Genomic DNA, 23,033 nt, shown 5'->3' with positions numbered 1-23,033 from the left:
TCTGGACATTATTGTGGACTACTATCTGGTCGAGCCGGATGCGTGTTGGCGGAGCGCATCCTGCAGGCTCATGGTCTGACCGTGAATACTATCACAAAGATAGTCCAACGAGCCTGGATGTAGAGGATTTTACGGTTGCTCCACGAAGCCGTTCAGTGCACCAGGGCCCACTGCCTGTCGAGCCGCTTGACCGACACCGGCATGGCGGTACCGAGTTGCTGGGCGAAGAACGACACCCGGAACTCTTCCAGCATCCATCGGTAGAGGGTGAGTTCCGGATCCAGGATCCCCTGTCGCCGGTGCTGTTCGGCCTTGTTCTGGTACCGGCTCCACAGCGGCTCGATGGCATGCAGGAACTCCCGTTCCCGCCCCATTTCCCGGGGCATTTTCTCCAGCCGGATGTCCGCCGCCTCGAAGTAGCGGGGAAAACAGGCCAGCCAGTCCGGGGGGGTGGCCGTCAGGAAGCCGGGGTACACCAGGTGTTCCATCTGGAACTTCAGGTCCGCCATGCTGTTGGCCATGGCCAGGCTGATCTTGCCCTTGAGCTGCTTCATGACCCGGTGGTGGCCCCGCATCACCTGATGGAGCTGCGCATCAGCTTCCTCCAGCGCCGGCAGGAAATCTCCCCTGCCCGACTCGTAGACGGCGTCCAGGTCACCGGCACTGCGGGGGAGGCTTTCCGCCGACCGGTCCGGCCCGCCCAGGAAATGGTTGGCGGCAGCCGCCAGCAGGAAGTCGTCCAGCAATGTCCGGGCCTGACCCACCGGGGCGAACATCAGCGCTGAATCCCGAAAATGGCGCAGCCGGCTGTCGATCTTCTCCAGCGTATTGCCCAGGCGGTTGAGGACCAGACGGGCCACCGCCCGGCGATGGGCGTCCGCTGCCGTCAGCGGGTCCAGGAAACGGGTCTCCCGTACCTCGCCGCCCAGGTCCTCCAGCGCCGGGTACACGGTGACCTGCATGCCTCCGCGATCGGTATGGACCGAGGCTGGCAAGGTACCGAACTGCCAGTCGGAAGCCTGACGGCCCGGGCCCTTACCTTCCTCCTTTTCCACCTGGCTGAGGGCCTGCTCGGCCTGTTTTTCCAGCTTCGTCTGCAACTCGTCGGGATCCCGCCCCCGGGCCAGGACCTTGCCACCCTCTCCCAGGACCTTGAGATTCATCCGCAGATGCCGGGGCAATGCCTCACGGGGCCAGTCCTCCGGCGCGATGCGCACACCGGTCATGCGACGGAGCTGATCCGCGAGGGCATCGGTCAGCGGCTCGTTGGACGGGGTCATCTTCTCGAGGGCGGCATCGACAAAATCCGGCACCGGCACAAAGTTGCGCCGGACCGACTTGGGCAGCCCCTTCACCAGGGCAATGCACTTCTCCCGGACCAGCCCCGGCACCAGCCATTCCAGCCGATGCCCCGGCAACTGTTTGAGGGCCATTAACGGCACCTGGATGGTGACACCATCGTCCTCACCGGTGGGCTCGAAGTTATAGCTCAGGGGGTACTTCGCTCCCTCCCACTCCAGCTCGTCCGGATACTGCTCCAGTTCATCGTAGTCCAGGTCCCGCTGCAGGATGTCCTTCTCGGTCAGCTCCATGCCCTTGAGATCTTCCGCGGACAGGGACTTCCACCAGCTCTCGAAATGCCGGCCACTGACGATATCCGCCGGCAGCCGCTGGTCGTAGAACGCCACCAGTTGTTCGTCATCCACCAGCAGGTCCCGACGGCGGGTCTTGTTCTCCAGGTTCTCGACGGTATCCAGCAGTTCCCGGTTGCGGGCGATAAACGGCGCCTTGGTGCGGTAGTCCCCTTCCACCAGCGCCCGGCGGATAAACAGCTCCCGGGATTCCGCCGCGTTGATTGACGCATAGGGCACCCGGCGCTGGCTAACCACGTCCAGCCCGTACAGGCTGACCCGCTCGAAGGCCATCACCTGGGCCCGCTTCTGTTCCCAGTGGGGCTCGGAGTAATGCCGCTTGACGACATGCTCACCCAGCGGCTCCACCCACTCCGGCTCAATCTTGGCCACCATGCGGGCAAACACGCGGCTGGTTTCCACGATCTCCGCCGCCATGATCCATTTGGGGGAAGACTTTGCCACCTTGGAGCCGGGGAAGATGAACACCTTACGGTTGCGGGTAGCCAGGTATTCCTTCTTTTCTAGTTTGGTGGCCACCTGCCCAAGCAGGCCCGACAGGATAGCCTTGTGGACGGCCTCATAACTGGCGGTGTTGCGATTGACGGTAAATTTCTGCTCCCGGCACAGCAGGGTCAGTTGCCGGTGGGTATCCCGCCACTCGCGCATGCGCATCCAGGACAGGAACTGTTTCTTGCAGTACCGGCTCAACTGGTTGCCGGACAGCTCCTGCCGCTGCTCCTCAAAGTGATTCCAGAGGTTCAGCAGGGTGACAAAGTCCGACTCCTTGTCGTTCCACTGGCTGTGGGCCTGGTCCGCCGCCTGCTGCTTGTCCTGGGGGCGCTCCCGGGGGTCCTGCACACTCAGGCCGGCGATGACCACCAGCAGTTCCGACAGGCTGCCCAGCTCATCGGCGGCCACCAGCATGCGGGCCAGCCTCGGGTCCAGGGGCAGCCGCGCCATGGTACGACCCAGGCGTGTAATCCGACGCTTGCCGGACACCGCCCCCAATTCCTCCAGCAGCTTGTAGCCATCGTTCACCTGGCGGTTGTCGGGGGGCTCCAGGAACGGGAACTGTTTGATATCCCCCAGACCCAGGGTAACCATCTGCAGGATAACGGACGCCAGGTTGGTGCGCAGGATCTCCGGGTCGGTGAACTCGTCGCGGCTGACGAAATCCTGTTCGTCGAACAGGCGAAAGCAGATGCCCGGCGCCACCCGGCCACAGCGCCCTGCCCGCTGGTTGGCGCTGGCCTGGGAAATGGCCTCCACCGGCAGCCGCTGGATCTTGGAGCGCACTGAATAACGACTGATACGGGCCACGCCGGTATCAATAACGTAGCGGATACCCGGCACCGTAAGCGAGGTTTCCGCCACGTTGGTGGCCAGCACAATGCGTCGCCCCGGATGGGACTGAAACACCCGGTTCTGCTCCCGGGCACTGAGCCGGGAGTACAGCGGAAGCACCTCAGTATGACGCAGGTCCGCATGGCGCAACTGCTTGCTGAGGGCCCGGATTTCCCCCTCCCCCGGCAGGAACACCAGGATATCCCCCGGTGGCTTGCTCTCACTGCGCTCGTGGTCCTCGATTTCCTCCACGGCCGACACCACGGCGTCGCCCCAACCCTGGTCCCGTTCGTCGGCATCGCCGGCCAGGGGCCGGTAACGGACTTCCACGGGATAGGTACGGCCCGATACCTCGATCACCGGCGCCTGGTGGAAGTATTCGCTGAAACGCTCCACCTCAATGGTGGCGGAGGTGATGATCACCTTCAGGTCTGGCCGTTTCGGCAGTAGCTGCTTCAGATAGCCCAGCAGGAAGTCGATATTGAGGCTGCGCTCATGGGCCTCATCGATAATGATGGTGTCGTAGGCGTCCAGGAAGCGGTCATGCTGGACCTCCGCCAGCAGGATACCGTCGGTCATCACCTTGAGCCGGGTGGTGTTCGAAGTGGTGTCGGTAAAACGCACCTGGTAGCCCACCTGGTCACCCTGCTGTGGCCCCAGCTCCTCGGCGATACGACTGGCCACGGTACGGGCGGCGATTCGCCGGGGCTGGGTGTGGCCCACCAGCCCCCGGGTGCCCCGCCCGGCATTGAGGCAGATCTTGGGCAACTGGGTGGTCTTGCCGGAGCCGGTCTCCCCGGCCACTATGATCACCTGATGCTGCTCCAGCGCCCGGGTAATGTCCTCCACCCGGTCGGACACCGGCAGCCCTTCCGGGTAGCTGGCGGGCCGGTGCGACTGGCGGCGTGCTTCCACCTTTGCCAGCCCCTCTTCCAGCCAGCGATTCATCCGCCGCAACTCCGGCTCGTCAGGCTGGTTACGGGTGCGCGCCAGCAGCCGCAGGATGCGGGCGGTTTCCCGCTGGTTGCAGTCGCCAAGCTGACGCCGGATCTGGTCGGCGCCCTGCAGGGTCTGAGTATCAGGGGCGTGATTACCGGGCGGGGTCTGGCTCATGGATCGCTCAGTTGGTGAATGAGGCCGCTATTGTAACGGAAGCCGTTTTATAAACGAAAAAGCCCTGCCGGAGCAGGGCTTTTCGGGATGATCAGCAGGCCAGGTTACTGGTGCTTCTTCATCTCCTCGTCACGCAGTTCGCGACGCAGGATCTTGCCCACGTTGGTCTTGGGCAGTTCGTCGCGGAACTCGAAACTCTTGGGCACCTTGTAGGCGGTCAGGCGCTCACGGCAGAACTCCTTGAGCTCATCCTCCTTGAGGCTCGGATCAGACGGCACCAGGAACATCTTGACCGCTTCGCCGGTCTTCTCGTCCGGAATACCCACCGCGGCGCACTCCAGCACCTTCGGATGGCCGCTTACCACGTCCTCCACTTCGTTCGGGTAGACGTTGAAGCCGGACACGATGATCATGTCCTTCTTGCGATCAACAATGCGGATGTAGCCATCCTCCTGGATCACCGCAATATCGCCGGTACGCAGGAAACCGTCCTCGGTGAAGGACTTCTGGGTTTCCTCCGGCCGCTGCCAGTAGCCGCGCATTACCTGCGGACCCTTGACGCAGAGCTCACCTGGCTCGCCCAGGGGCTGGTCGTTACCGTCTTCGTCAATGATCTTGCACAGGGTATTACAGATGGGCAGGCCGATGGTTCCAAGCTGGATGGCACTGGGCGGGTTCAGGGTCACCACCGGGGAGGTCTCCGTCATGCCGTAACCTTCGCCGATTTCCACGCCGGTCACGTCATGCCACTTCTTCGCCGTGGCACTGGTCAGGGCCATACCACCGGAAGAGGTCATCTTCATGTGGCTGAAGTCCAGGTCCTTGAAGTCCTCGTGGGCCATCAGGCCGTTGAACAGGGTGTTCAGACCCAGGAAGGAGGTGAACTTGAATTTCTTGAGCTCATTGATGAAGCCCGGAATATCCCGCGGGTTGGGGATCAGCACGTTATGGCCACCGGCCTCCAGCATGATGCCGCAGTTCAGGGTAAACGAGTAGATGTGGTACAGGGGCAGCGGCGCGATAATCACCTCCTGGCCCTCGTCGATCTTGTCCTCGAGCATCGCCCGGGTCTGCAGCAGGTTGGCCACCAGGTTGCCATGGGTCAGCATGGCGCCCTTGGCAACACCGGTGGTGCCACCGGTGTACTGCAGGACCGCCAGGTCATCCTGGGTGGGTTTGGCCTGGTCCAGCTTTTCCTTGGCACCCGCAGCCAGCACCGCCGGCAGCTTGTGGGCCTGGGGCAGGTTGAAGGGAGGTACCATCTTCTTCAGGTACTTCACTGCCGCGTTCATCAGGGTGCGTTTCAGGGGGGAGTGCATGTCCGCCAGTTCGGTCACGATGACATGCTCGATGCCGGTCTGCGGCAACACCTTTTCCGCGTTGGATGCCATATTCGCCAGCACAACCAGGGCCTTGGCACCGGAATCGTTGAACTGGTGCTCCATTTCGCGGGTGGTGTACAGAGGGTTGGTATTAACGACCACCAGACCGGCCCGCATGGCGCCGAAAACAACAACAGGATACTGGGTCACGTTGGGCATCTGGACGGCAATCCGATCACCCGGTTTCAGGTTGGTCTTGTTCTGCAGCCAGGCGGCAAAGTTCCGGCTCTGGACATCAAGATCACCATAGGTCAGGGTCACGCCAACGGCGCTGAATGCGGGCCGGTCAGCGTACTTTTTCGCTGCCTGCTCAAACACATCCACCATGCTCTGGTATTTGTTCAGGTCAATCTCGCGGGGAATACCGGGTGGATACTTGTCCTGATAGAACTGTTCTAAGTCCATCGCACCATCTCCTGTTATCACTTTATGATTATAGTGTCGCAGTCCTGCCAACCCTGCTTCCCTGCCCGGCCCGGACTGCCGCAGCATGTCGGGATACTATCCATCCAGCCAGCTTTTCCCGGAACAACTTCCGGCGAAAAAACAAGCAGACTAAAGTATCAGCCTTATAAAGAAGGCGAGAATACCAGTTTTGGCCGCATTCAGGTAGATGCGACGCCCCCTGGACATGGAATCCTGACGGTGATTGTGACGATCATCGCGTATTTATGTCAGCCTATTTTACAGTCACGTACCTGACGGTATTGAACAGGCACATTAAACAGACTTACCTTCCTGTTTATTTGGAACTTTTCAATCATGGCAACGATCGTGCTTAAGGAACGCTGACGCAGGTGCTTACTGGAGGTACCTGACGTTAAATGCCGAGCTTGGCCGATACACTCTCAACCGTGTATCGGCTTTTTTTATACCGATTCATCAGCCGGACAAGGCATGCCTGGTTAACAGGTTACAGGTGGGATAATAGGACAGGCCGGACATCGGTCGGCGTTTGGTGCCGGCACTGCCGGAACCGGCACCGGGGCGGCATCAGGCGCCCAGTTTTGACTCACAATTGGAAAGGATCAGTTCGGAGGCGGCATCCAGGCCCATGTTCTCGTCGGCGTAGATCTGGGCAACAGATTCCTTCAGCACAGTGGCGGAAGCTTCGCTGCTGGCGTTCTCGTCAATGGCAGAGTAAACCTCCTCAATGGCGGTATCACTATCCCGCGCACCCACCAGGTCCGGCGCGGCGGCCTTTTGCGCTTCACAGACGGGGCTGGCCATGGCCATGGAGCTCATGCCCATTCCGGCAACCAGTACGCTGACAGCAAACAGTTTCTTGTTCATAGAACAGGTTCCTTCCTGACTTAAAATGAGTTAGGGAGCCCCGGAATACGGCGCGAGGTTCCATCTCGGCAAACCAGGGCATAACAGAGAGCCTCTGACCTTTGAGACTCAGGGCGAATTGAAGCACAGTGAGACGTTAACTGAAAATGTCTTATTTTTTATCAGATACCAAAAAGCCCGGCACAAGGGCCGGGCTGAATCTGGTGTTACAGTGCTATCGGCTCCCTGTGACGGGAGTCACCCGACCAGGCTTACTTACTCAGGTAACGCATGGCCGATTCCAGGCCTTCAATGGTGAGCGGGTACATGTGATCACCCACCAACTGGCGGGTAATGCCCAGTGAGCCGCCCCGCCCCCAGTAGCTCTCCGGAAGCGGATTGATCCACACCACCTTGCGGAAATGCTCGTACACGCGCTGGAACCAGACCGCACCGGCTTCCTCGTTCCAGTGTTCGATGGAACCGCCGGGATGGGTAATCTCATAGGGGGCCATGGTGGCGTCACCAATAAAGATCACCTTGTAGTCAGAGCTGTATTTGTGAAGCACATCCCACAACGGCGTGGTCTCGTTAAGACGGCGCACATTCTTCTTCCACACCGACTCGTAGATGAAGTTGTGGAAGTAGAAGTACTCCATGTGCTTGAACTCCATCCGGGCGGCGGAGAATAGCTCCTCGCAGACCCGCACATGGGGGTCCATGGAGCCGCCCACGTCGAAGAACAGCAGCACCTTCACGGCGTTATGGCGCTCCGGCACCATCTTCAGATCCAGGTAGCCCGCATTGCGGGCGGTGGAGCGAATGGTGTCGTCCATATCCAACTGGTCGGCGGCGCCCTGGCGGGCAAACTTGCGGAGCCGGCGCAGGGCCACCTTGATGTTGCGGATGCCCAGGGTGATGCTGTCGTCCAGATCCCGGAACTGACGCTTCTCCCAGACTTTCACGGCACGGCCATGGCGGCCCTCGTTCTGGCCGATGCGGAAGCCCTCCGGGTTATAGCCATTGGCACCGAACGGCGAGGTGCCCCCGGTACCAACCCACTTGCTCCCGCCCTGGTGGCGCTCCTTCTGCTCCTCCATGCGCTTCTTGAAGGTATCGATCAGTTCCTCCAGGCCACCCAGGGACTCGATCTGCGCCTTTTCCTCCTCGGAAAGCTGCTTCTCGAACTCGGCCCGCAGCCAGTCGTCCGGTATCAGCGCCTCCATCAGTTCATCCAGGTTCTCGATGCCCTTGAAATAGGCGTCGAAGGCCCGGTCGAACTTGTCGAAGTGGCGTTCGTCCTTGACCAGGCACAGGCGTGCCAGGTAGTAGAACTCCTCCATATCCGCGAAGGCGAGCCGCTTTTGCAGGGCCTCCAGCAGGTCAAGGTATTCGCGCAGGCTGGCGGGCACCCTGGCTGCACGAACTTCCATGAAAAAATCTATCAGCATGGCGTCCTCCCAGAAGAGGCCGTTGAATCAAATGTCCGCCGGGGCAGCCCCCTGCCCCGGACGCCCTGCATCACTTCTTGCGGCGGGCCATGAAGGCCAGCTTCTGCAGCAGGTGCACATCCTGCTCGTTCTTGACCAGGGCGCCGTAGAGCGGCGGCAGGGCACTGCTGGTGTCTTTCTCCTGCAGCATCTTGCGGGACAGGTCGTCCGCCATCAGCAGCTTGAGCCAGTCGATCAGCTCGGAGGTGGACGGTTTCTTTTTCAGTCCCGGCACCTTGCGAACGTCGAAGAAGACCTCGAGGGCGTCCCGGACAATATCCTGCTGAATACCGGGGAAGTGCACGTCTACAATGTGCTGCATTGTGTCGTGCTCCGGGAAATTGATGTAGTGGAAAAAGCAGCGGCGCAGGAAAGCGTCCGGCAGTTCCTTCTCGTTGTTACTGGTGATCACCACGATAGGACGCTGTTTGGCCTTGACGAACTGCTGGGTTTCGTAGACGAAGAACTCCATGCGGTCCAGTTCCAGCAGCAGGTCGTTGGGGAACTCGATGTCCGCCTTGTCGATCTCGTCGATCAGCAGCACCACCTGCTCGTCCGCCTCGAAAGCCTCCCAAAGCTTGCCCTTGACGATGTAGTTGCGGATGTCCTTGACCTTTTCATCGCCAAGCTGGGAGTCCCTCAGGCGGGAGACGGCGTCGTACTCATAGAGCCCCTGCTGGGCCTTGGTGGTGGACTTGATGTGCCACGGGATCAGCCTCAGGCCAAGTCCCTCGGCCATTTCTTCCGCCAGCAGGGTCTTGCCGGTACCGGGCTCGCCCTTGATCAGCAGTGGGCGTTGCAGGGCGACGGCGGCGTTAACCGCCATTTGCAGATCTTCTGTTGCGACGTATTTATCGGTACCGGTGAACTTCATGACATTGGATCCTGTGTTCGATGTAACGGGTAAATGTGCGCCGGGGATCATGGTAGAAAACAACCAGATCACACCCCGGTAATCGGTAATGGTGCAAGAGTATAATTTTTTTACCCGTCAGTGATAAGCGCCAGCGGCGTTACTCTTTCGGCTTCTTGTCCTCTTCGGACGGTTTCTCGCGCTCGTTTTCGTCCTCATCCGTCTCCAGATCAGGCAGGTCGTCGATGTCCGAGAGGTCGAAATCCTCCAGCCCGAACTCCTCGTCGTCGTCCTCCGCTGGTTCGTCCTCCGGCGAATCGGCGTCCTCCGGCACGGTTGCGGTGGGGGGCTCCTCGCCCTGCGGTTCGGTGGCTGGCTCGGTTTGCTCAGCCTCAGGTTCCGGCCGGGGGCTGCCTTCCCCCTCCTTCGGTGCCTCGGGTTCCCCGGCATCGCCATCATCGACAGCGGCTGGTTCGGGGACTTCCTCCTGACCATCCCTGGAGTCACTGGCGGCCGAATCCTCTGTGGAATCGTCAACAAGCGCGTCCCCGGGTGCCTCTTCCTGGTCAGGATCAACGGCGTCTTCTTCCACTTCCCCTGACAGGTTGTCGTCAACTGCAGCGGCCTGTTCCGACGAGGTCATGTCCGAGTCGTCGGTCGCGTCCGGCCCAACGTCTTCCGGAGCATCGTCGGCTGCGCCGGCCAAGGCGTCTTCGTCACCGGCCCCACGGCGGCGCTTCAGCAGCAGGAGGATTCCACCAGCCAGGACCAACGCCCCCAGCCCCCCGGCGGCCCAGGGCCACCAGGCCAGCAGGCGGTCAGTCAGTGATGGCTCCGCGTCCGACGCCTGTGGCGAGGCATCGGTCTCGGACGGCTCTTCCGGTTGGGGCGTGGGTTCGGGCTCCGCCGGAGGTTCAGGCGCCGGTTCCTCGAGCTGGGACAGATCGATGGGGCCGTCCGATTCCGGCTGGTACGCGGAGTCTGTCCCTGCCTGGTCGGCATCGTCCCCGGTTTCGGGGGCCAGCGGCACGCTGTCCCCATCCGCCGGGACAGGGCCTGCCCCTTCCGGAGCTTCCAGCACCAGGGTCTTGCGGAACTTACGGGAGAAAGTACTGCCATCGGCCTCCAGTTCCAGCAGATATTGCCCCGGCTCGGGCAGTCTGGCTATGGTGTCCTGGTAGATGCCATCCGCCGGCGGCTGGCCTTCATTGAGTACGCGACTGCCCTGACGACCGTCCTCCGTGGTCATGCTGAGGGTGACCGTAATCACGCCCAGGAAATCCGGGTCGGTGATCCGTTCCCCTTCCTCGGTAAAGAAGGCCCGGAGGTCTACCTCTTCCCCCAACCGGAAGCGGGCCGGTATGGGTTCCACCTCCAGCCGCAGGTCGCTCACCACGGTAACGCGGCTACCCTCCCCCGGGGTACCTTCCATCTGCCAGTCCCCGGCTTCGGGTCGGGTTACGGTGATCAGGTCATAACCCGCCTCCCGGGCCCAGCGCACGGTTTCCTCTTCAACGTCAGGCCCATAGCGCTCGCCTTCGGGGTTTACCAGCGCGAGTTCCCGCTGGCCCGCCGGTGTGGCACTGAAGATCAGGGCGGTGAACTCCTCGACGCCGCCATCCACCGTGAAGCCCTTGTCCTCCAGTGGCACTTCGTTGGCCGGAACCGCCTGCCCCATGGTGTCGGCGAAGAGTCGGCTAAGTTCGTCCGCCGAGTCCGCCACCCGGGCGACGCCCCCAGTCATATCGGCGATCGCACCCAGCAGGTCCAGATCGGCCTCTCCGGAAAGGGCGATGGTATGGATGGTGAGCCCCTGCTCCGCCAGGGCCGGCACCAGTTCCTCCAGGATGCGGTTACGCTCCCGGTCGTTGCTGGCCTGGTTCGGGGAGATATCCACCTTGCCATCACTGAGCAGGATGAGGTGGGTATTGGTCAGGGAGCGGTCCGGGGCGTACCAGTTGTCGGCGGCCTCCTCGATAGCGCCGCCAATATTGGTACGTTGGGCCACGGAATTGATCTTGTCGGAGTCCGACACCAGCGTGTTCCGCAGTTCGTCGTCCAGGGCATCGTGGGGCACCAGCATGTTGACCATCCGGCCAAAGGTCCACAGCCCCACCTGGGTGCCTTCGGGAAGCAGCCGGGCAATCAGCCTGACGGCGGGGCGCCGGAGGTTGTCCGGGTCGTTAACCTTCATGCTGCCGGAAATATCCACCACCACCCGCACATCACGGGCGGGCGGGGTTTGCCCTTCCTGGGCCTGTACGGGTGAAAGCGTCAACGTCGACAGGAAAATCAACGTGAAAAGCAGCTTTCGCATCGCCATGAACAGGTCCTCTTGTTGTTATCGGGCTAGTGTGCCGTGCGGTGAATTCGCTGACCTACTGCGTGACGCTGGGGCTTCTGGCCAAGGCGCCAGTCCGCCGGTGTGGTGGTTCCACATCAAGGGCTGGCAACACCGGCCAGAAGCCCCAGCGTCGCGCCCTTCGGGAGCCACTGAGAGCCTTGATAGCCGTGTTGCGCCGGCTCGATTTGGAACCACCAAACCTTCGCCACCGCGCCTTGCTCTCAAGGCTCTCAGTGGCACAGTAGGTCAGCGAATTCACCGCACGGCACACCACGAAACCGCGGGAGACGATGGCCTGGAAACGCTATCAGGCCCGGTTCAGCGACGGGTGAACCGGTACCGCACCAGGTCCAGTATCCACACCAGCAGCATGACCATGGCGGCGGCTCCCATGTTAAAGAAGGCACGAGCCGCTTCCGACGGGTCCCCCAGGAAGGTCTCGTAGCCTCCATAGAGCCAGGCCGGCACCCACCAGCCGTCCACCATGGCGGACTGGACCGGGGTGGCGATGAGCACGATCAGGGCCGCCTTCACAAAGGTGCGGACACCGTACAGGGGCAGCCAGCGGATCAGCCTGGCCATGGCCCAGTAGAACAGGGCGAAGCCTGCCGCATAGATGCTCCAGAACAAAGCGTAGGCGGTCTGGGAGTCGGTATCCAGCGCGGCGATAGGCAGAGAGTCAGTCATAGGTCTTAGTGGATCCTTTACAATACCCAATGAATTATGTGTTCTTCCCAGTCCTGCTCGGGCACTTCGCTGGCCGGCATCACCCGGTGGGCGACCGAGACGCCGGCCTCGTGGACCGTGTCCGGGTCGCCGGAGCGCAGCGGGTGCCAGTCCGGCAACGGACGGTCCTCGGCAAGGGTCCGGTAGGCACAGGTGGTTGGCAACCAGTGGAACTGGTGAATGTTGTCCGGCGTCAGCACCGTGCACCCGGGAACCACCTGCTGGCGATTCTGGTAGCTCCGGCACTGGCAGGTGGCGGTGTCCATCTGGCTGCAGGCCAGGTCGGTATAATACACGTCGCCGGTCTCGTCATCCTCCAGCTTCTCCAGGCAGCACTTGCCGCAGCCGTCGCACAGGGATTCCCATTCCGAGGGCGTCATGTCCTCGAGGCGTTTACGCTGCCAGAAGGGAATTTCCGCAATCACGCACCGAAGTCCCTGAGTTTTTCCTTGAACGCCACGATATAGCTGTCCGCTTTCTCCGGAAGCTGCAGATAGTAGTTCTTGTCCCGGATGGCCTCCAGCACCTCCCGGCCGGTGGTGCGGGCCAGTTTGCGATCCGGGGTCAGCACCAGGTCCAGAGCGTGGACCGGCTGTCCGAAAATTTCCCGTAGCGATTCAGGCAGTTCGTTCCAGTCCTGCCCCCGCTTTACGTAAAGATAGGTATCCTCCCTCGCACTGCTGCGAAAGACGGACACAAAGGTCTTGTCAGTCATAGTTTTCCTGTTGTTCAAGTAACGCCACGATGCCGGCACGCTCACTGGCCAGCACCTGGGCCCGCCATCCCGCATCGAAAAATCCCAGGTCGCCTTTGGCCGGGTTCCCCTCCCGCAACAGGGCCTCCAGGCGCTTGCGGGGGGCCAGCAATTCCACCGGTACATCTGCCTGTTCGGCGGCACGGACCATACTTTTCTTTATGCGACGGTAGAGGTCCTGCTGGGGCCGTGTCAGCGGTCGGTCGATCAGTACCCCGGGCACCTCACCGGACTGTCTCGCCTCCCGGACCACTGCCAGGAGCTGGTCGCCGAAGCGGCGCACCACCACCGGGGGCACGCCGTCGACCGCGGCCAGGGCACCGGCATTGTCCGGCAGTCGGTCGGCAATACCGATCAGCGCGGGGTCCGCCAGCACCCGGTTCCGGGGCCGGTCACGGCGGCGACATTCCTGCTCACGCCATACCACCAGCGCCCGGAGCACCTGCTGCTTTTCCGGTGGGAGCTGCCAGCCCCCTTTCAGTTTGAGGTAGGCATCGGCGGGTTCCGACTGAGCCAGCAGGTCCGCGGCGAAGCGGTCGGACTCCTCCGCCAGGGCGCTCTCCAGGCCCCGCTCTGCCAGTCTTTCGGTGACCCACCGGTACAGTGGCTCCAGGAAACGCACATCGTCCAGGGCGTACTCCTCCTGCGCCGGGGTCAGCGGCCGGGCCAGCCAGTCGGAACGGGTGGCGGACTTGTCCAGGGCTTCACCAAACAGGGATTCCACCAGGCGGGCATAGCCCACAGAGAAGCCCGCACCCGCCAGTGCCGACCCAAGCTGCAGATCCAGCAGGCCCCGGGGCTCCAGGTCCAGCCAGTGCCGGAAAAGCTCCAGGTCTTCGCCCATGGCGTACAGCAGTTTGGGGCGCTCACTGTCCGCCAGGGTTTCCCGGAAACGGGTGCACTGTTCGGCCACGGACGGATCCACCAGCTTCAGGGAGCCGCCAGCACCCAGTTGCACCAGTCCGGGGATGGGAAAGAAGGTGGATACCCGCTCGAATTCGGTATCCAGCGCGAGGGGCTGGTCCCGGTGCCCGGACAGCCAGGCGTCCAGCTCGTCAACAGTGGTGAGCCAGCGGGACACGTCGGGTATCGGCGGCACGGTCGGCAGGGCCTGGTTCATGTAAACTCCCGGTCAGCCATGGATCATTCCGCCAGTGGCTTGCGGCCACGGAAGGCATGGGTCAGGGTAAAGCCGTCCACATAACCCAGTTCCCCGCCAACGGGGATGCCATGGGCCAGCCGCGTGGTCAGCACACCGGAGCCATCCAGGCGGTCGGCAATGTAATGGGCGGTGGCCTCACCTTCCACGGTCGGGTTGGTGGCCAGGATCAGCTCCGTAACGCCCTCCTCCCGCACCCGACGCAGCAGCCGTTCCACACCGATGTCCTCGGGGCCGATGCCATCAATAGGCGACAGGTGCCCCATCAGCACGAAATAACCGCCCTGGTAGTCACCGGCCTGCTCAATGGCCAGCAAGTCCGAGGGGCTTTCCACCACACAGATGGTGCCACCGCGACGTTCGGGGTTTTCGCAGATGGGACAGATGGGAGTGTCGGAGAAATTCTGGCAGCTTTCACAGCGGCGCACCCCGGTCATGGCCGAGGACAGGGCTTCCGATAGCCGTTCGCCACCGGCACGCCCCTTTTCCAGTAGGTGAAAGGCCATGCGCTGGGCGGTCTTTTGCCCTACCCCCGGCAGACATCTCAGGGATTCAACCAGTTCATCCACCAGTGGGCTGAAAGCCATCCGTACTCCTGCAATGACAATGTTGGATCAGTCAGCGCCCTTCTCAGAGCGCCGTCAGTTAACTATCGGCCGTCAGAACGGCATCTTGAAGTTCGACGGCAGCCCCATGCCCGACATCAACCCGGACATGCGCTCCTTCTGGTCTGCCTCCACGCGTCTTACCGCGTCGTTGATCGCGGCCGCCAGCAGGTCTTCCAGCACTTCCTTGTCTTCCGACAGCAGGGAATCGTCAATATCCACCTTGCGGACATCGTGGCGACCGTTCATGATCACCTTGACCAGCCCGGCTCCGGCCTCACCCGTCACTTCCGACTTGGCCGCTTCCTCCTGGGCCTTCTGCATTTCTTCCTGCATCTGCTGGGCCTTTTTCATCATATCGCCCATACCATTCATCATGTCGTCTACCTCACAATGTTGTGTGCCTGGGGAGCCTCTTAATAGCACCTAGCCGGCTGACTTCTGAAGGGGCCGGATACTCTCTTTGACGACCCGCCCCTCAAACCGTTCCACAATGGCGTTCACGTTCGGATCCTGGTCAATGGCCTGCTCGGCCTGTTGCTGACGCCGGACCTTCTCCCGGGTTTCCCAGCCAATGGGCGTCTGGTCGCCGGCATCACCCTGGACGACTTCCAGCGTGACCCCATCGCCAAAGGCCCCGCGCAGCCCCTCCAGGATCTTTTCCCGGTGGCGATCGGTGAGCAGCCGGTAGTGCCCCTCATCCATAGTCAGCAGGAAGCGATCACCATCCCGCTCACAGGAGGCCTGGCTGGCCAGGTTGCCGGGCATGCCCACGATACCGAGCTGCCGGAAATCCCGGGACCAGACAAACCCCTCCGCATTGAGCAGTTCAGCCGGCTCCGAGGGTACCGGTGCCTGCGGTTCCGGCGCAGGCGTGGCCGGCTCCGGTGTGGTTTCCGGCTCGTCCATGGCGGGCGTCGGCTCCGCCTCCGGCGTATCCCAGGGCACGTCATCCATCGCTTCGGCACCGGCGGCCATCTGGTCTGCCATGGCCATCAGGCTGTCGTCTTCCAACGGGGCTTCGGCCATTGGCGATGGTGCCGATTCCTGCACCGGCTGCGGCTGTTGTGGCGACGGATTATCCGCCGGCGCAGCCTCCATCACCTCGTCCGTTGACCGGGACGGAGCGTCCTGCCCGGGACTGTCCATGGGGGCAGATCCCGGATTGTCAACAGGCGCCGGCTGAGGGTTATCCACCCGGGTCTGTCCGTGACTCTCCCCTGCTTCGGCACCGGTTGGCGTCTCCGTACCCGCTGGTGCCGCAATCTCGGGTTCCGGCTGTGGTGTAGGCGCTGATGGTTCCGGGGTGGGGGCAACCGATGTCTCCGACGCGGAGCGGTGCGCCCCGGCTTCCACTGCCGCAGGGGCGGGTTCTTCACCGGATTCCCGATCGCCCGAACCACCGTCGGTGGATCCCTCCCGGGCACGGTTCCGGTCTGGCGTACCACTACCCACCAGCGGCGGGTCGCGACGGTCGGCCCCCGGCCGGAAAGCCAGCATACGCAGCAGGGTCATCTCGAAGCCCATGCGCGCATCCGGCGTAATCTCAAGATCCTTCCGCCCCACCAGGGCCGCCTGGTAGAACAACTGGGCATCCTCGGCGCTCAACTGGCGGGCCAGTTCCTGAACCCGGTGGGCATCGCCCATGGCGTTGTCGGCGCTGCCGGGCACCACCTGTTCCATGGTGATGCGGTGAAACAGGGACAGCAGGTCCGCCAGGATGGCGCTGAAATCCGGCGCGAAGTCCGAGATCCGGTCGATCTCCGCCAGCAGCTCGGGCCCGTTACTGCTGACCAGGGCATCCACCAGTTTCTCCACATCCCGCTGGTCGATGGTGCCGAGCATGCTGCTGACATCACTGGCCGCCAGTTTCTGGTTACCGAAGGCGATGGCCTGGTCGGTCAGGCTCAGGGCATCCCGCATGCTGCCGTCCGCCGCCCGGGCAAGCTGCCACAACGCCGGTTCCTCGAAGGGCACCGTTTCCTCACCCAGGATGTAACGCAGGTGGCTAACGATATGCTCCGGCGTCATGCGCTTGAGGTTGAACTGCAGGCACCGGGACAGCACGGTCACCGGCAGCTTCTGCGGATCGGTGGTGGCCAGCAGGAACTTGACGTGTTCCGGGGGTTCCTCCAGCGTCTTCAGGAAGGCGTTGAAGGACTGGTTGGTGAGCATGTGCACCTCGTCAATGAGGTACACCTTGTAGCGTCCGCGGGTGGGGGAATACTGGACGTTGTCGGTCAGTTCCCGCATGTCATCCACCCCGGTGCGGGAGGCGGCGTCGATTTCGATCAGGTCGACAAAACGGCCGTCGAGGATTTCCTGGCAACTGCTGCATTCGCCACAGGGGTTGGCGGTAATGCCAGTCTCACAGTTCAGGCAACGGGCCAGCAGGCGACCAATGGTGGTCTTGCCCACGCCACGGGTTCCGGTAAACAGGTAGGCGTGATGCAGGCGATTGTGTTCCAGGGCATGGACCAGGGCCTGGAGCACATGCTCCTGACCGACCATGTCGCTGAACGTGCGGGGGCGCCATTTGCGGGCTAGTACCTGGTAACTCATGATCCATCAACTACGGCTGGTTAATGGCGCTAACCTTAGCACGGACCCGGTATCATAAGAAGGTGAAAAATATCGTCTTCGGAAACCGGCTCACAACCGGTAACATGCAGTTACCAGGCAAGCTATTCCTACCGGGCCGCCATTGCTCTATGCTTGAATTGCGTCCTGAGATTGTCGTCCAGTATGGTCCCGCCCTTGCGAACATTTGCCCCTCCCCTGACCATCGTTGCACTGATCGCGCTCCTTACCCTGGCAGTGCCCGCGGGAGCATCCATTCCCGCCCTAGATATCAGCGGGTTGCAACACGAGCTGATCCGGGCACCGGCGGAGTATCTGAGCACGACTTCAGACAGCACCCTGGAGGACGTTCAGGACAAGGATTTCCAGCCCCTTACCGCCGCCAGCGTCAACCAGGGCATTACCGGCAAAACGTTCTGGGTGCGATTCCGACTGGACAATACCGGGGGTACCGACAGCATACCCTGGGTGCTGCATCACGAAACCAGCTACCTGGACCACATCACCCTTTATTACTCGGACGGCGATGACATCCTCAGGAAGGTCTCCCTCAGCGACCGGGTTCCGTTCGATGACCGCCCCCTGGCCTATCGCACCCTGGCTTTCCCCCATGCAACCGCAGCCGGCGGATACACCGACCTGTACGTAAAGATGGCCTACGCCCCGAACAAGGCTGATTCCGTCAGCCTGAATATTCACCTGTCCGAAACGTCCCACTTCGCGGAACGGAGCCGTGGAGAGTACATGGCCTACGGCGTCTTCTTCGGCGTCATGGGGACCCTGCTGTTGATCGCCCTGCTGGGCGCGGCCCTGCTTCGTCAGGTGGTCTACCTCCACTACGCCCTGTTCCTCACCTTCAGCACGCTGATGTGGGCAGCGCTGAACGGCTTTGCCTACCAGTATCTGTGGCCCTCGTCGGTATTCCTGCATAACGAGGGCTTTCATGTCCTGTTCCTGGCCACATCAATCACTGCCCTGCAGTTCTCCCGGCATTTCCTAAAGGCAAGGGACAAGTTCCCACTGTTCAACCGGGGCGCAATCATTCTCCAGGTAATCATGGCGGCAGGCATCGGCCTCCGGCTCCTGGGGGTATATGAGCCGGTTCTGGCACTGTCCTTCGCGTCGCTGGCGTTACTGGCATTATTGCCGATGATCGGTTACCTGGCCTGGCGTCGTGGTCAGCGCTACGCCCGCTGGTACGCCCTTGCCTGGGCCGTGTACGGCATCGGACTCCTGATCAGCGTGCTCAGTGCCGGCACTCCGCTGTTCAACTGGGGCATGGACCCACTCGTGTTCACCCAGATCAGTGCGGTACTGGAATCCTGCCTGCTGCTGGTCGCCCTGGGGGAACGCCTGATTGCCTGGGACAGGGACCGGCGACAGGCGCTCACCCTGGCCCGGCAGGACGCCCTGACCGGGCTCAACAACCGGCGAGTTTTCCCCCAGGCGCTGGAACACTACCAGGCCCGGTTCCGGCAAACCGGAGACCCTGTCTATCTGATCATGATCGACCTGGATCATTTCAAGGAGCTGAACGACCAGTACGGCCACGATGCCGGCGACTGCGTCCTGCGGGCATTCGGGCGCCTGCTGCGCACCCACTGCCGCCCCGGGGACACATGCCTTCGCTACGGAGGAGAGGAATTCGCCATGCTGGTCCAGGTGCGGGAAGAGCGCCAGGCCCTGCGCATTGCCGAACGCATCCGCCAGGCCTTTGAGCAGTATCCCACCCAGTATGACGGCCACTTTATCCGCCATACCCTGACCGCCGGACTGGCGCCGATCTTTTCCGCCAACCGACGGATCGAGTGGGGCGATATCATCCGGGAAGCCGATGCAGCACTCTATCGGGCCAAGGAACAGGGGCGGAATAAGGTGGTGGTATTCAGCGCACCGGCTGATGGCGACCCTGTGAAGGTCAGCGGGCAACAGGACGTTGACGGCGTGAAGGCTGATTAGAAAAGCGGGAAGAAACTGGGGGTGGCCCCACCAGCGACACCCCGGCACACGAATCCACCGCTGCGGCTGCTCCCTTCCGGGCCTGACCGGGTTCACGGTTTATCGTTGCGGGGGCACCAGCAGGACCACCATAACGATGGCCCGGATTACCCGAGCGCGGCGCGCATAGTAGCAGCAGGTGGGGATGGTATCAATCCCCATAAGTCACCTGTTTCTATCCGGTCAGAGCTATCCAATCAAACACCCGTCAGGGGGACTGGTACCACGTCCTGGCGGAACCAGCACGCGATACTGTGCCTGGGACGACTCGCCGGCAACACCTCATGGGGCACCTCTTCACTCATGAAGATGGCCACCCTGCCCGCCTCCGGCGATACACGACCACAGATTTCCCCCGGGTTCTCCCGGTTGAACACCTGCAGCTCACCGCCATCGCCGGAATCCCAGCCCTGGTTGAGGTACAGCACCAGGCTGACCACCCGGGAGGCACGGCCACGGAAACTATCCAGGTGGCGACGATAGAAATCCCCGGGCTGGTAGCTGGCATAGTGAGCCTCAAAACGCTGCAGCCCCAGGAACAGCCGACGGTTCAGCCCCACCCGGATGTCCTCCAGGAAGTTGAACAGGCGCTGCTGGTCGGCGGTTTCGCCATCGAGCCAGGCAATACGATCACGGCGGACCGAACGATCCTGGGTAAAGTCCGCGCCACGCCCAACACCGGCACGCTCCATGGCAGCTGTCTTCTCCAGGATATTCACCTCACGGCGCAGTCCGGTCAGCAGGCCTGGCCCCAGTTGTGGCGATACGTCCAGTGTCAGCCACCCCCATTCCGACAGCTGGCCGGCGATGGTATCCAGCCAGCCTTCATCGGGGCATGTGGACGCGGATTCCGGGGAAGCAGCGTCGGCGTCTGACTGGAGGATGGAAACAATGGTCATAGGGAGTTTTCCCCGCAGGTAAAAACGTGCATTCTAGAACTTCTGCAGAGAACCGGAAGCCCCTGCCTACAATTTCCGGTAGGCAATTACCACAGGATACCCATGGTCGACTGGACACAGACCCGCTACACCCAACGGACAACACTGGGCGGCCTCAACGCCCTCCATGTTCACCACCCCGGATTTGAGGCCACCCTGGCGCTCCAGGGGGGCCACCTGGTGCATTTCGCCCCGACCGGTGACAGCAACTGGCTGTGGATGAGCCCCACGGCCCGCTTCCAGCCAGGCGTCGCCGTCCGTGGCGGCATTCCTGTGTGCTGGCCCTGGTTCGGCGACCCGGACCGCAATCCGGATACCGTGAAGGAACGTGTACAAACGGGGAAGGCCCACGGTTTTGCCCGCACCGCCCCGTGGTCAGTGGACGCCATCGAAGAGTCCGGCGATCAGGTCGCCATCACGCTTACCCTGGATGCCACCACCGGATTTCCCTGGACAGGCCAGGCCCGGGCCACCCTGACCTTCTGTTTCCGCCCGGATACCCTGTCGCTGCAACTGACAACCCTCAACACCGGCCGGGAGCCCCTGAGCATCACCCAGGCATTGCACACATACCTGCCGACGGACGACATCCGGGGCACTCACCTCTATGGGTTTGACGGCTGCCATTACCTGGACACACTGGATGGCTGGCAGCGGAGATCCCAGACAGGCAGGGTAACCTTTGACGGGGAAACGGACCGGATCTATCAGGGCGCACCGGATCTGGATATCCATTCGCCGCCCCACCGCTACCGGCTGACAGCGAAGGGCAGCGAGTCCACCGTGGTCTGGAACCCGGGGCCGGAAAAGGCGGGCCGGCTGTCGGATTTTCCGGACGATGCCTGGACCGGCATGCTGTGTGTGGAAACCGCCAACGCCGCCGATGACGGGCGACAGGTGCCCCCCGGAACCGGCGATACCCTGATGATGACCCTGGCCAGGAGCTGACGCCGGTCAGGTAATCGTCGAAAACATCGGCCTGCGGGCTGACGACCGGAACCCATTGCCTATACTGCGGGAATAGAACAGGAAAGGATGACCGATGAGCCTGGCAGAGTTTCTCAAGCGCCGTCTTGTTTCCAGCCAACTGGACGAGCAGATCGACCGGATCGGTAAACCCATTGGGTCATTGGGGTATGATCCATGGGGCTACAACAACGACACCCTCAAGATCGGTTACGCCATCACCCGGGAAATCTACGAAAAGTACTTCCGGGTGGAGGTGGATGGCATTGACCGGATTCCGGCGGAGGGCCCGGTACTGATCATCGCCAACCACAGTGGCCAGTTGCCCATCGACGGTCTGCTGATCGGTTTCGCACTGGCCTCCCGCAAGGACAGACCGCGCATTCCCCGGGCGATGATTGAACGCTTCTTCCCCACGGTTCCCTACCTCGGCAACCTGCTGAACCAGTTCGGCGCCGTGCTGGGGGACCCGGTGAACTGCGCCAAGATCCTGGCCAACGACGAGGCGGTGATCGTCTTTCCGGAGGGTATCCGGGGCTCCGGCAAACTCTACCGTGACCGGTACCAGCTCAAGCGCTTCGGCAACGGTTTCATGCACCTGGCCATGAAATACAATGCCACGGTGGTGCCCGTCGGGGTTGTCGGTTGCGAGGAAACCATTCCCGCCCTGGCCAACATCAAGCCCCTGGCCAGACTGCTGGGCCTGCCCTATTTTCCCCTGGCGGCGCCGATAGTGCTTCCGGCCAAGGTGCACATTTGCGTCGGGGAGCCCATGTTCTTCGACAACGACGACATTCCCGAGGAGCAGGTCACGGCACGGGTGGAACTGGTCAAGGCCGCCGTCGGCGAGATGATCAAGAGGGGACTGAACCAGCGGAGAAGGATATTCTGATGCCATCCAGCAAACGGCCACAGATCCTGGTGACCGGCGCCGCCGGCACCCTCGCCCAGGAAGTGATCAGCCAGCTCCGCGAGACCTGCGACATCGTGGCGGTGGATTTCCGGGAACAGGTCTGGCTGGGGGACGACATCCCCAGCTACTGCATCGATTTCAACAAGCGGGTTTTCGAGGACCTGTTCCGGCGCTTCCACTTTGATGGCGTTATCCACCTGGGCCGCATCATGTCGAGCCAGGAAACCCGCCTGCAACGCTACAACGCCAATGTGCTGGGCACCCACAAGCTGATGGATCTCAGCCACAAGTACAGGGTTGGCCGGCTCATGATCCTGTCCACCTACCATGTATACGGCGCCATGCCTTTCAACCCGGCGCTGATTGACGAGGAAGCCCCCCTCAAGGCCGCCGGCCTGACCATGGACCTGGTGGATTCAGTGGAACTGGAGAACCTGGCCAACATCTACCTGTGGCGCTACCCGGACCTGAACATCACCATCCTGCGGCCCTGCAACATCGTCGGCCCCGGCGTGCGCAACGCCATCAGTACCCTGCTGTCCGGGGAACGGGCGCCGGTGCTGGCCGGTTTCTCGCCCATGATGCAGTTTATCCATATCGACGACATGGCCGACGCCATCGTGCGGGCCTGGCACCGGAAAAAGAAAGGCATCTACAACGTGGCACCCGACGACTGGGTCGCCTACCAGCGGGCACTGGAGCTTTGCGGCTGCCAGCAGGTACCCATTCCGTCGATTCCGCCGATCCTGCCACGCACCATACTTCGGCTGCTGAACCTGAAACGGTTCCCCCCCTACCTGATGGATTTCTTCAAGTACCCGGTCATCATCGACGGTCGGCATTTTTCAAAGGAGTTCGGTTTTCGCCCAAAACGCACCCTGGATGATATATTCCATTATTATCGGGAGAACAAACACCCGGTGTAGGGGCCCTGAAGCCGGGGGCCACCAAGATCACAGGAT

The 23,033-nt window shown here is 62.1% G+C and carries 18 protein-coding genes and 1 other RNA gene; 4 read left to right on the top strand and 15 right to left on the bottom strand.

Annotated features, from left to right (window positions below; translation table 11 throughout):
- Nucleotides 1-152: 152 nt before the first annotated feature.
- The 13 genes from hrpA to dnaX form a co-directional block, all read right to left on the bottom strand.
- Nucleotides 153-4,091 (bottom strand): ATP-dependent RNA helicase HrpA, encoded by a 3,939-nt coding sequence (gene hrpA / locus ACJO3T_RS13930; RefSeq protein ID WP_406978837.1) that lies wholly within the window; start codon nucleotides 4,089-4,091, stop codon nucleotides 153-155.
- Between the two features lie 104 nt (nucleotides 4,092-4,195).
- A complete protein-coding gene (locus tag ACJO3T_RS13925; protein ID WP_406963348.1) occupies nucleotides 4,196-5,878 on the bottom strand; it encodes an AMP-binding protein in 1,683 nt (560 codons plus the stop codon).
- Between the two features lie 588 nt (nucleotides 5,879-6,466).
- On the bottom strand, nucleotides 6,467-6,766 hold the full coding sequence (locus tag ACJO3T_RS13920) for a hypothetical protein (RefSeq protein ID WP_406978835.1): 300 nt from the start codon (nucleotides 6,764-6,766) through the stop codon (nucleotides 6,467-6,469).
- 251 nt (nucleotides 6,767-7,017) lie between these two features.
- Nucleotides 7,018-8,196, bottom strand: coding sequence for a vWA domain-containing protein (locus ACJO3T_RS13915; RefSeq protein ID WP_406978833.1), 1,179 nt, complete (start codon nucleotides 8,194-8,196; stop codon nucleotides 7,018-7,020).
- A gap of 70 nt (nucleotides 8,197-8,266) precedes the next feature.
- Nucleotides 8,267-9,109, bottom strand: coding sequence for an AAA family ATPase (locus tag ACJO3T_RS13910; protein ID WP_328184443.1), 843 nt, complete (start codon nucleotides 9,107-9,109; stop codon nucleotides 8,267-8,269).
- 139 nt (nucleotides 9,110-9,248) lie between these two features.
- Complete coding sequence (locus ACJO3T_RS13905; protein ID WP_406978831.1) at nucleotides 9,249-11,411, bottom strand: VWA domain-containing protein; 2,163 nt, start codon at nucleotides 11,409-11,411, stop codon at nucleotides 9,249-9,251.
- Between the two features lie 339 nt (nucleotides 11,412-11,750).
- On the bottom strand, nucleotides 11,751-12,119 hold the full coding sequence (locus tag ACJO3T_RS13900) for a hypothetical protein (RefSeq protein WP_406963352.1): 369 nt from the start codon (nucleotides 12,117-12,119) through the stop codon (nucleotides 11,751-11,753).
- A gap of 17 nt (nucleotides 12,120-12,136) precedes the next feature.
- The gene (locus ACJO3T_RS13895) at nucleotides 12,137-12,583 is read right to left on the bottom strand and encodes a YcgN family cysteine cluster protein (RefSeq protein ID WP_406963353.1); all 447 of its coding nucleotides are present in this window, start codon (nucleotides 12,581-12,583) and stop codon (nucleotides 12,137-12,139) included.
- Entirely contained in the window at nucleotides 12,580-12,873 is a 294-nt protein-coding gene (locus ACJO3T_RS13890) for a YcgL domain-containing protein (RefSeq protein WP_406963354.1), read from the bottom strand. Before ACJO3T_RS13890 ends, ACJO3T_RS13895 begins: the two co-directional genes overlap by 4 nt.
- Nucleotides 12,866-14,032, bottom strand: a complete 1,167-nt coding sequence (locus ACJO3T_RS13885) for a ribonuclease D (RefSeq protein ID WP_406978830.1) — start codon at nucleotides 14,030-14,032, stop codon at nucleotides 12,866-12,868. Before ACJO3T_RS13885 ends, ACJO3T_RS13890 begins: the two co-directional genes overlap by 8 nt.
- 23 nt (nucleotides 14,033-14,055) lie before the next feature.
- On the bottom strand, nucleotides 14,056-14,658 hold the full coding sequence (recR, locus tag ACJO3T_RS13880; RefSeq protein ID WP_406963356.1) for a recombination mediator RecR: 603 nt from the start codon (nucleotides 14,656-14,658) through the stop codon (nucleotides 14,056-14,058).
- Between the two features lie 72 nt (nucleotides 14,659-14,730).
- A complete protein-coding gene (locus ACJO3T_RS13875; protein ID WP_406978829.1) occupies nucleotides 14,731-15,054 on the bottom strand; it encodes a YbaB/EbfC family nucleoid-associated protein in 324 nt (107 codons plus the stop codon).
- A 48-nt stretch (nucleotides 15,055-15,102) separates the two neighbouring features.
- Nucleotides 15,103-17,238: a DNA polymerase III subunit gamma/tau gene (gene dnaX, locus ACJO3T_RS13870; RefSeq protein WP_406978827.1), complete on the bottom strand. Its 2,136-nt coding sequence runs from the start codon at nucleotides 17,236-17,238 to the stop codon at nucleotides 15,103-15,105.
- Between the two features lie 195 nt (nucleotides 17,239-17,433).
- On the opposite strand from dnaX, the gene ACJO3T_RS13865 reads away from it, so the two are divergent.
- The gene (locus tag ACJO3T_RS13865; RefSeq protein ID WP_406978826.1) at nucleotides 17,434-19,215 is read left to right on the top strand and encodes a sensor domain-containing diguanylate cyclase; all 1,782 of its coding nucleotides are present in this window, start codon (nucleotides 17,434-17,436) and stop codon (nucleotides 19,213-19,215) included.
- Nucleotides 19,216-19,240: 25 nt separating this feature from the next.
- On the opposite strand, the gene ffs is transcribed toward ACJO3T_RS13865, so the two are convergent.
- An RNA gene (gene ffs, locus ACJO3T_RS13860) (signal recognition particle sRNA small type) lies at nucleotides 19,241-19,337 on the bottom strand.
- Between the two features lie 114 nt (nucleotides 19,338-19,451).
- Nucleotides 19,452-20,153, bottom strand: a complete 702-nt coding sequence (locus ACJO3T_RS13855) for a 2OG-Fe(II) oxygenase (protein ID WP_406963360.1) — start codon at nucleotides 20,151-20,153, stop codon at nucleotides 19,452-19,454.
- 102 nt (nucleotides 20,154-20,255) lie between these two features.
- Between ACJO3T_RS13855 and ACJO3T_RS13850 the strand changes: the two genes are divergently transcribed.
- From ACJO3T_RS13850 to ACJO3T_RS13840, 3 genes are all read left to right on the top strand, one after another.
- Nucleotides 20,256-21,140, top strand: coding sequence for a D-hexose-6-phosphate mutarotase (locus tag ACJO3T_RS13850; protein WP_406978824.1), 885 nt, complete (start codon nucleotides 20,256-20,258; stop codon nucleotides 21,138-21,140).
- Between the two features lie 94 nt (nucleotides 21,141-21,234).
- Nucleotides 21,235-22,050, top strand: a complete 816-nt coding sequence (locus ACJO3T_RS13845; protein WP_406963362.1) for a lysophospholipid acyltransferase family protein — start codon at nucleotides 21,235-21,237, stop codon at nucleotides 22,048-22,050.
- Nucleotides 22,050-22,997, top strand: a complete 948-nt coding sequence (locus ACJO3T_RS13840) for an SDR family oxidoreductase (RefSeq protein ID WP_406978823.1) — start codon at nucleotides 22,050-22,052, stop codon at nucleotides 22,995-22,997. Before ACJO3T_RS13845 ends, ACJO3T_RS13840 begins: the two co-directional genes overlap by 1 nt.
- Nucleotides 22,998-23,033: the final 36 nt, after the last annotated feature.

Origin of the sequence: Marinobacter shunpengi (assembly GCF_045449715.1) — a bacterium.
Lineage (GTDB): Bacteria > Pseudomonadota > Gammaproteobacteria > Pseudomonadales > Oleiphilaceae > Marinobacter.
The sequence above is the reverse complement of the archived record's forward strand: the minus strand, read 5'-3'. Positions and strand labels throughout refer to the sequence as shown.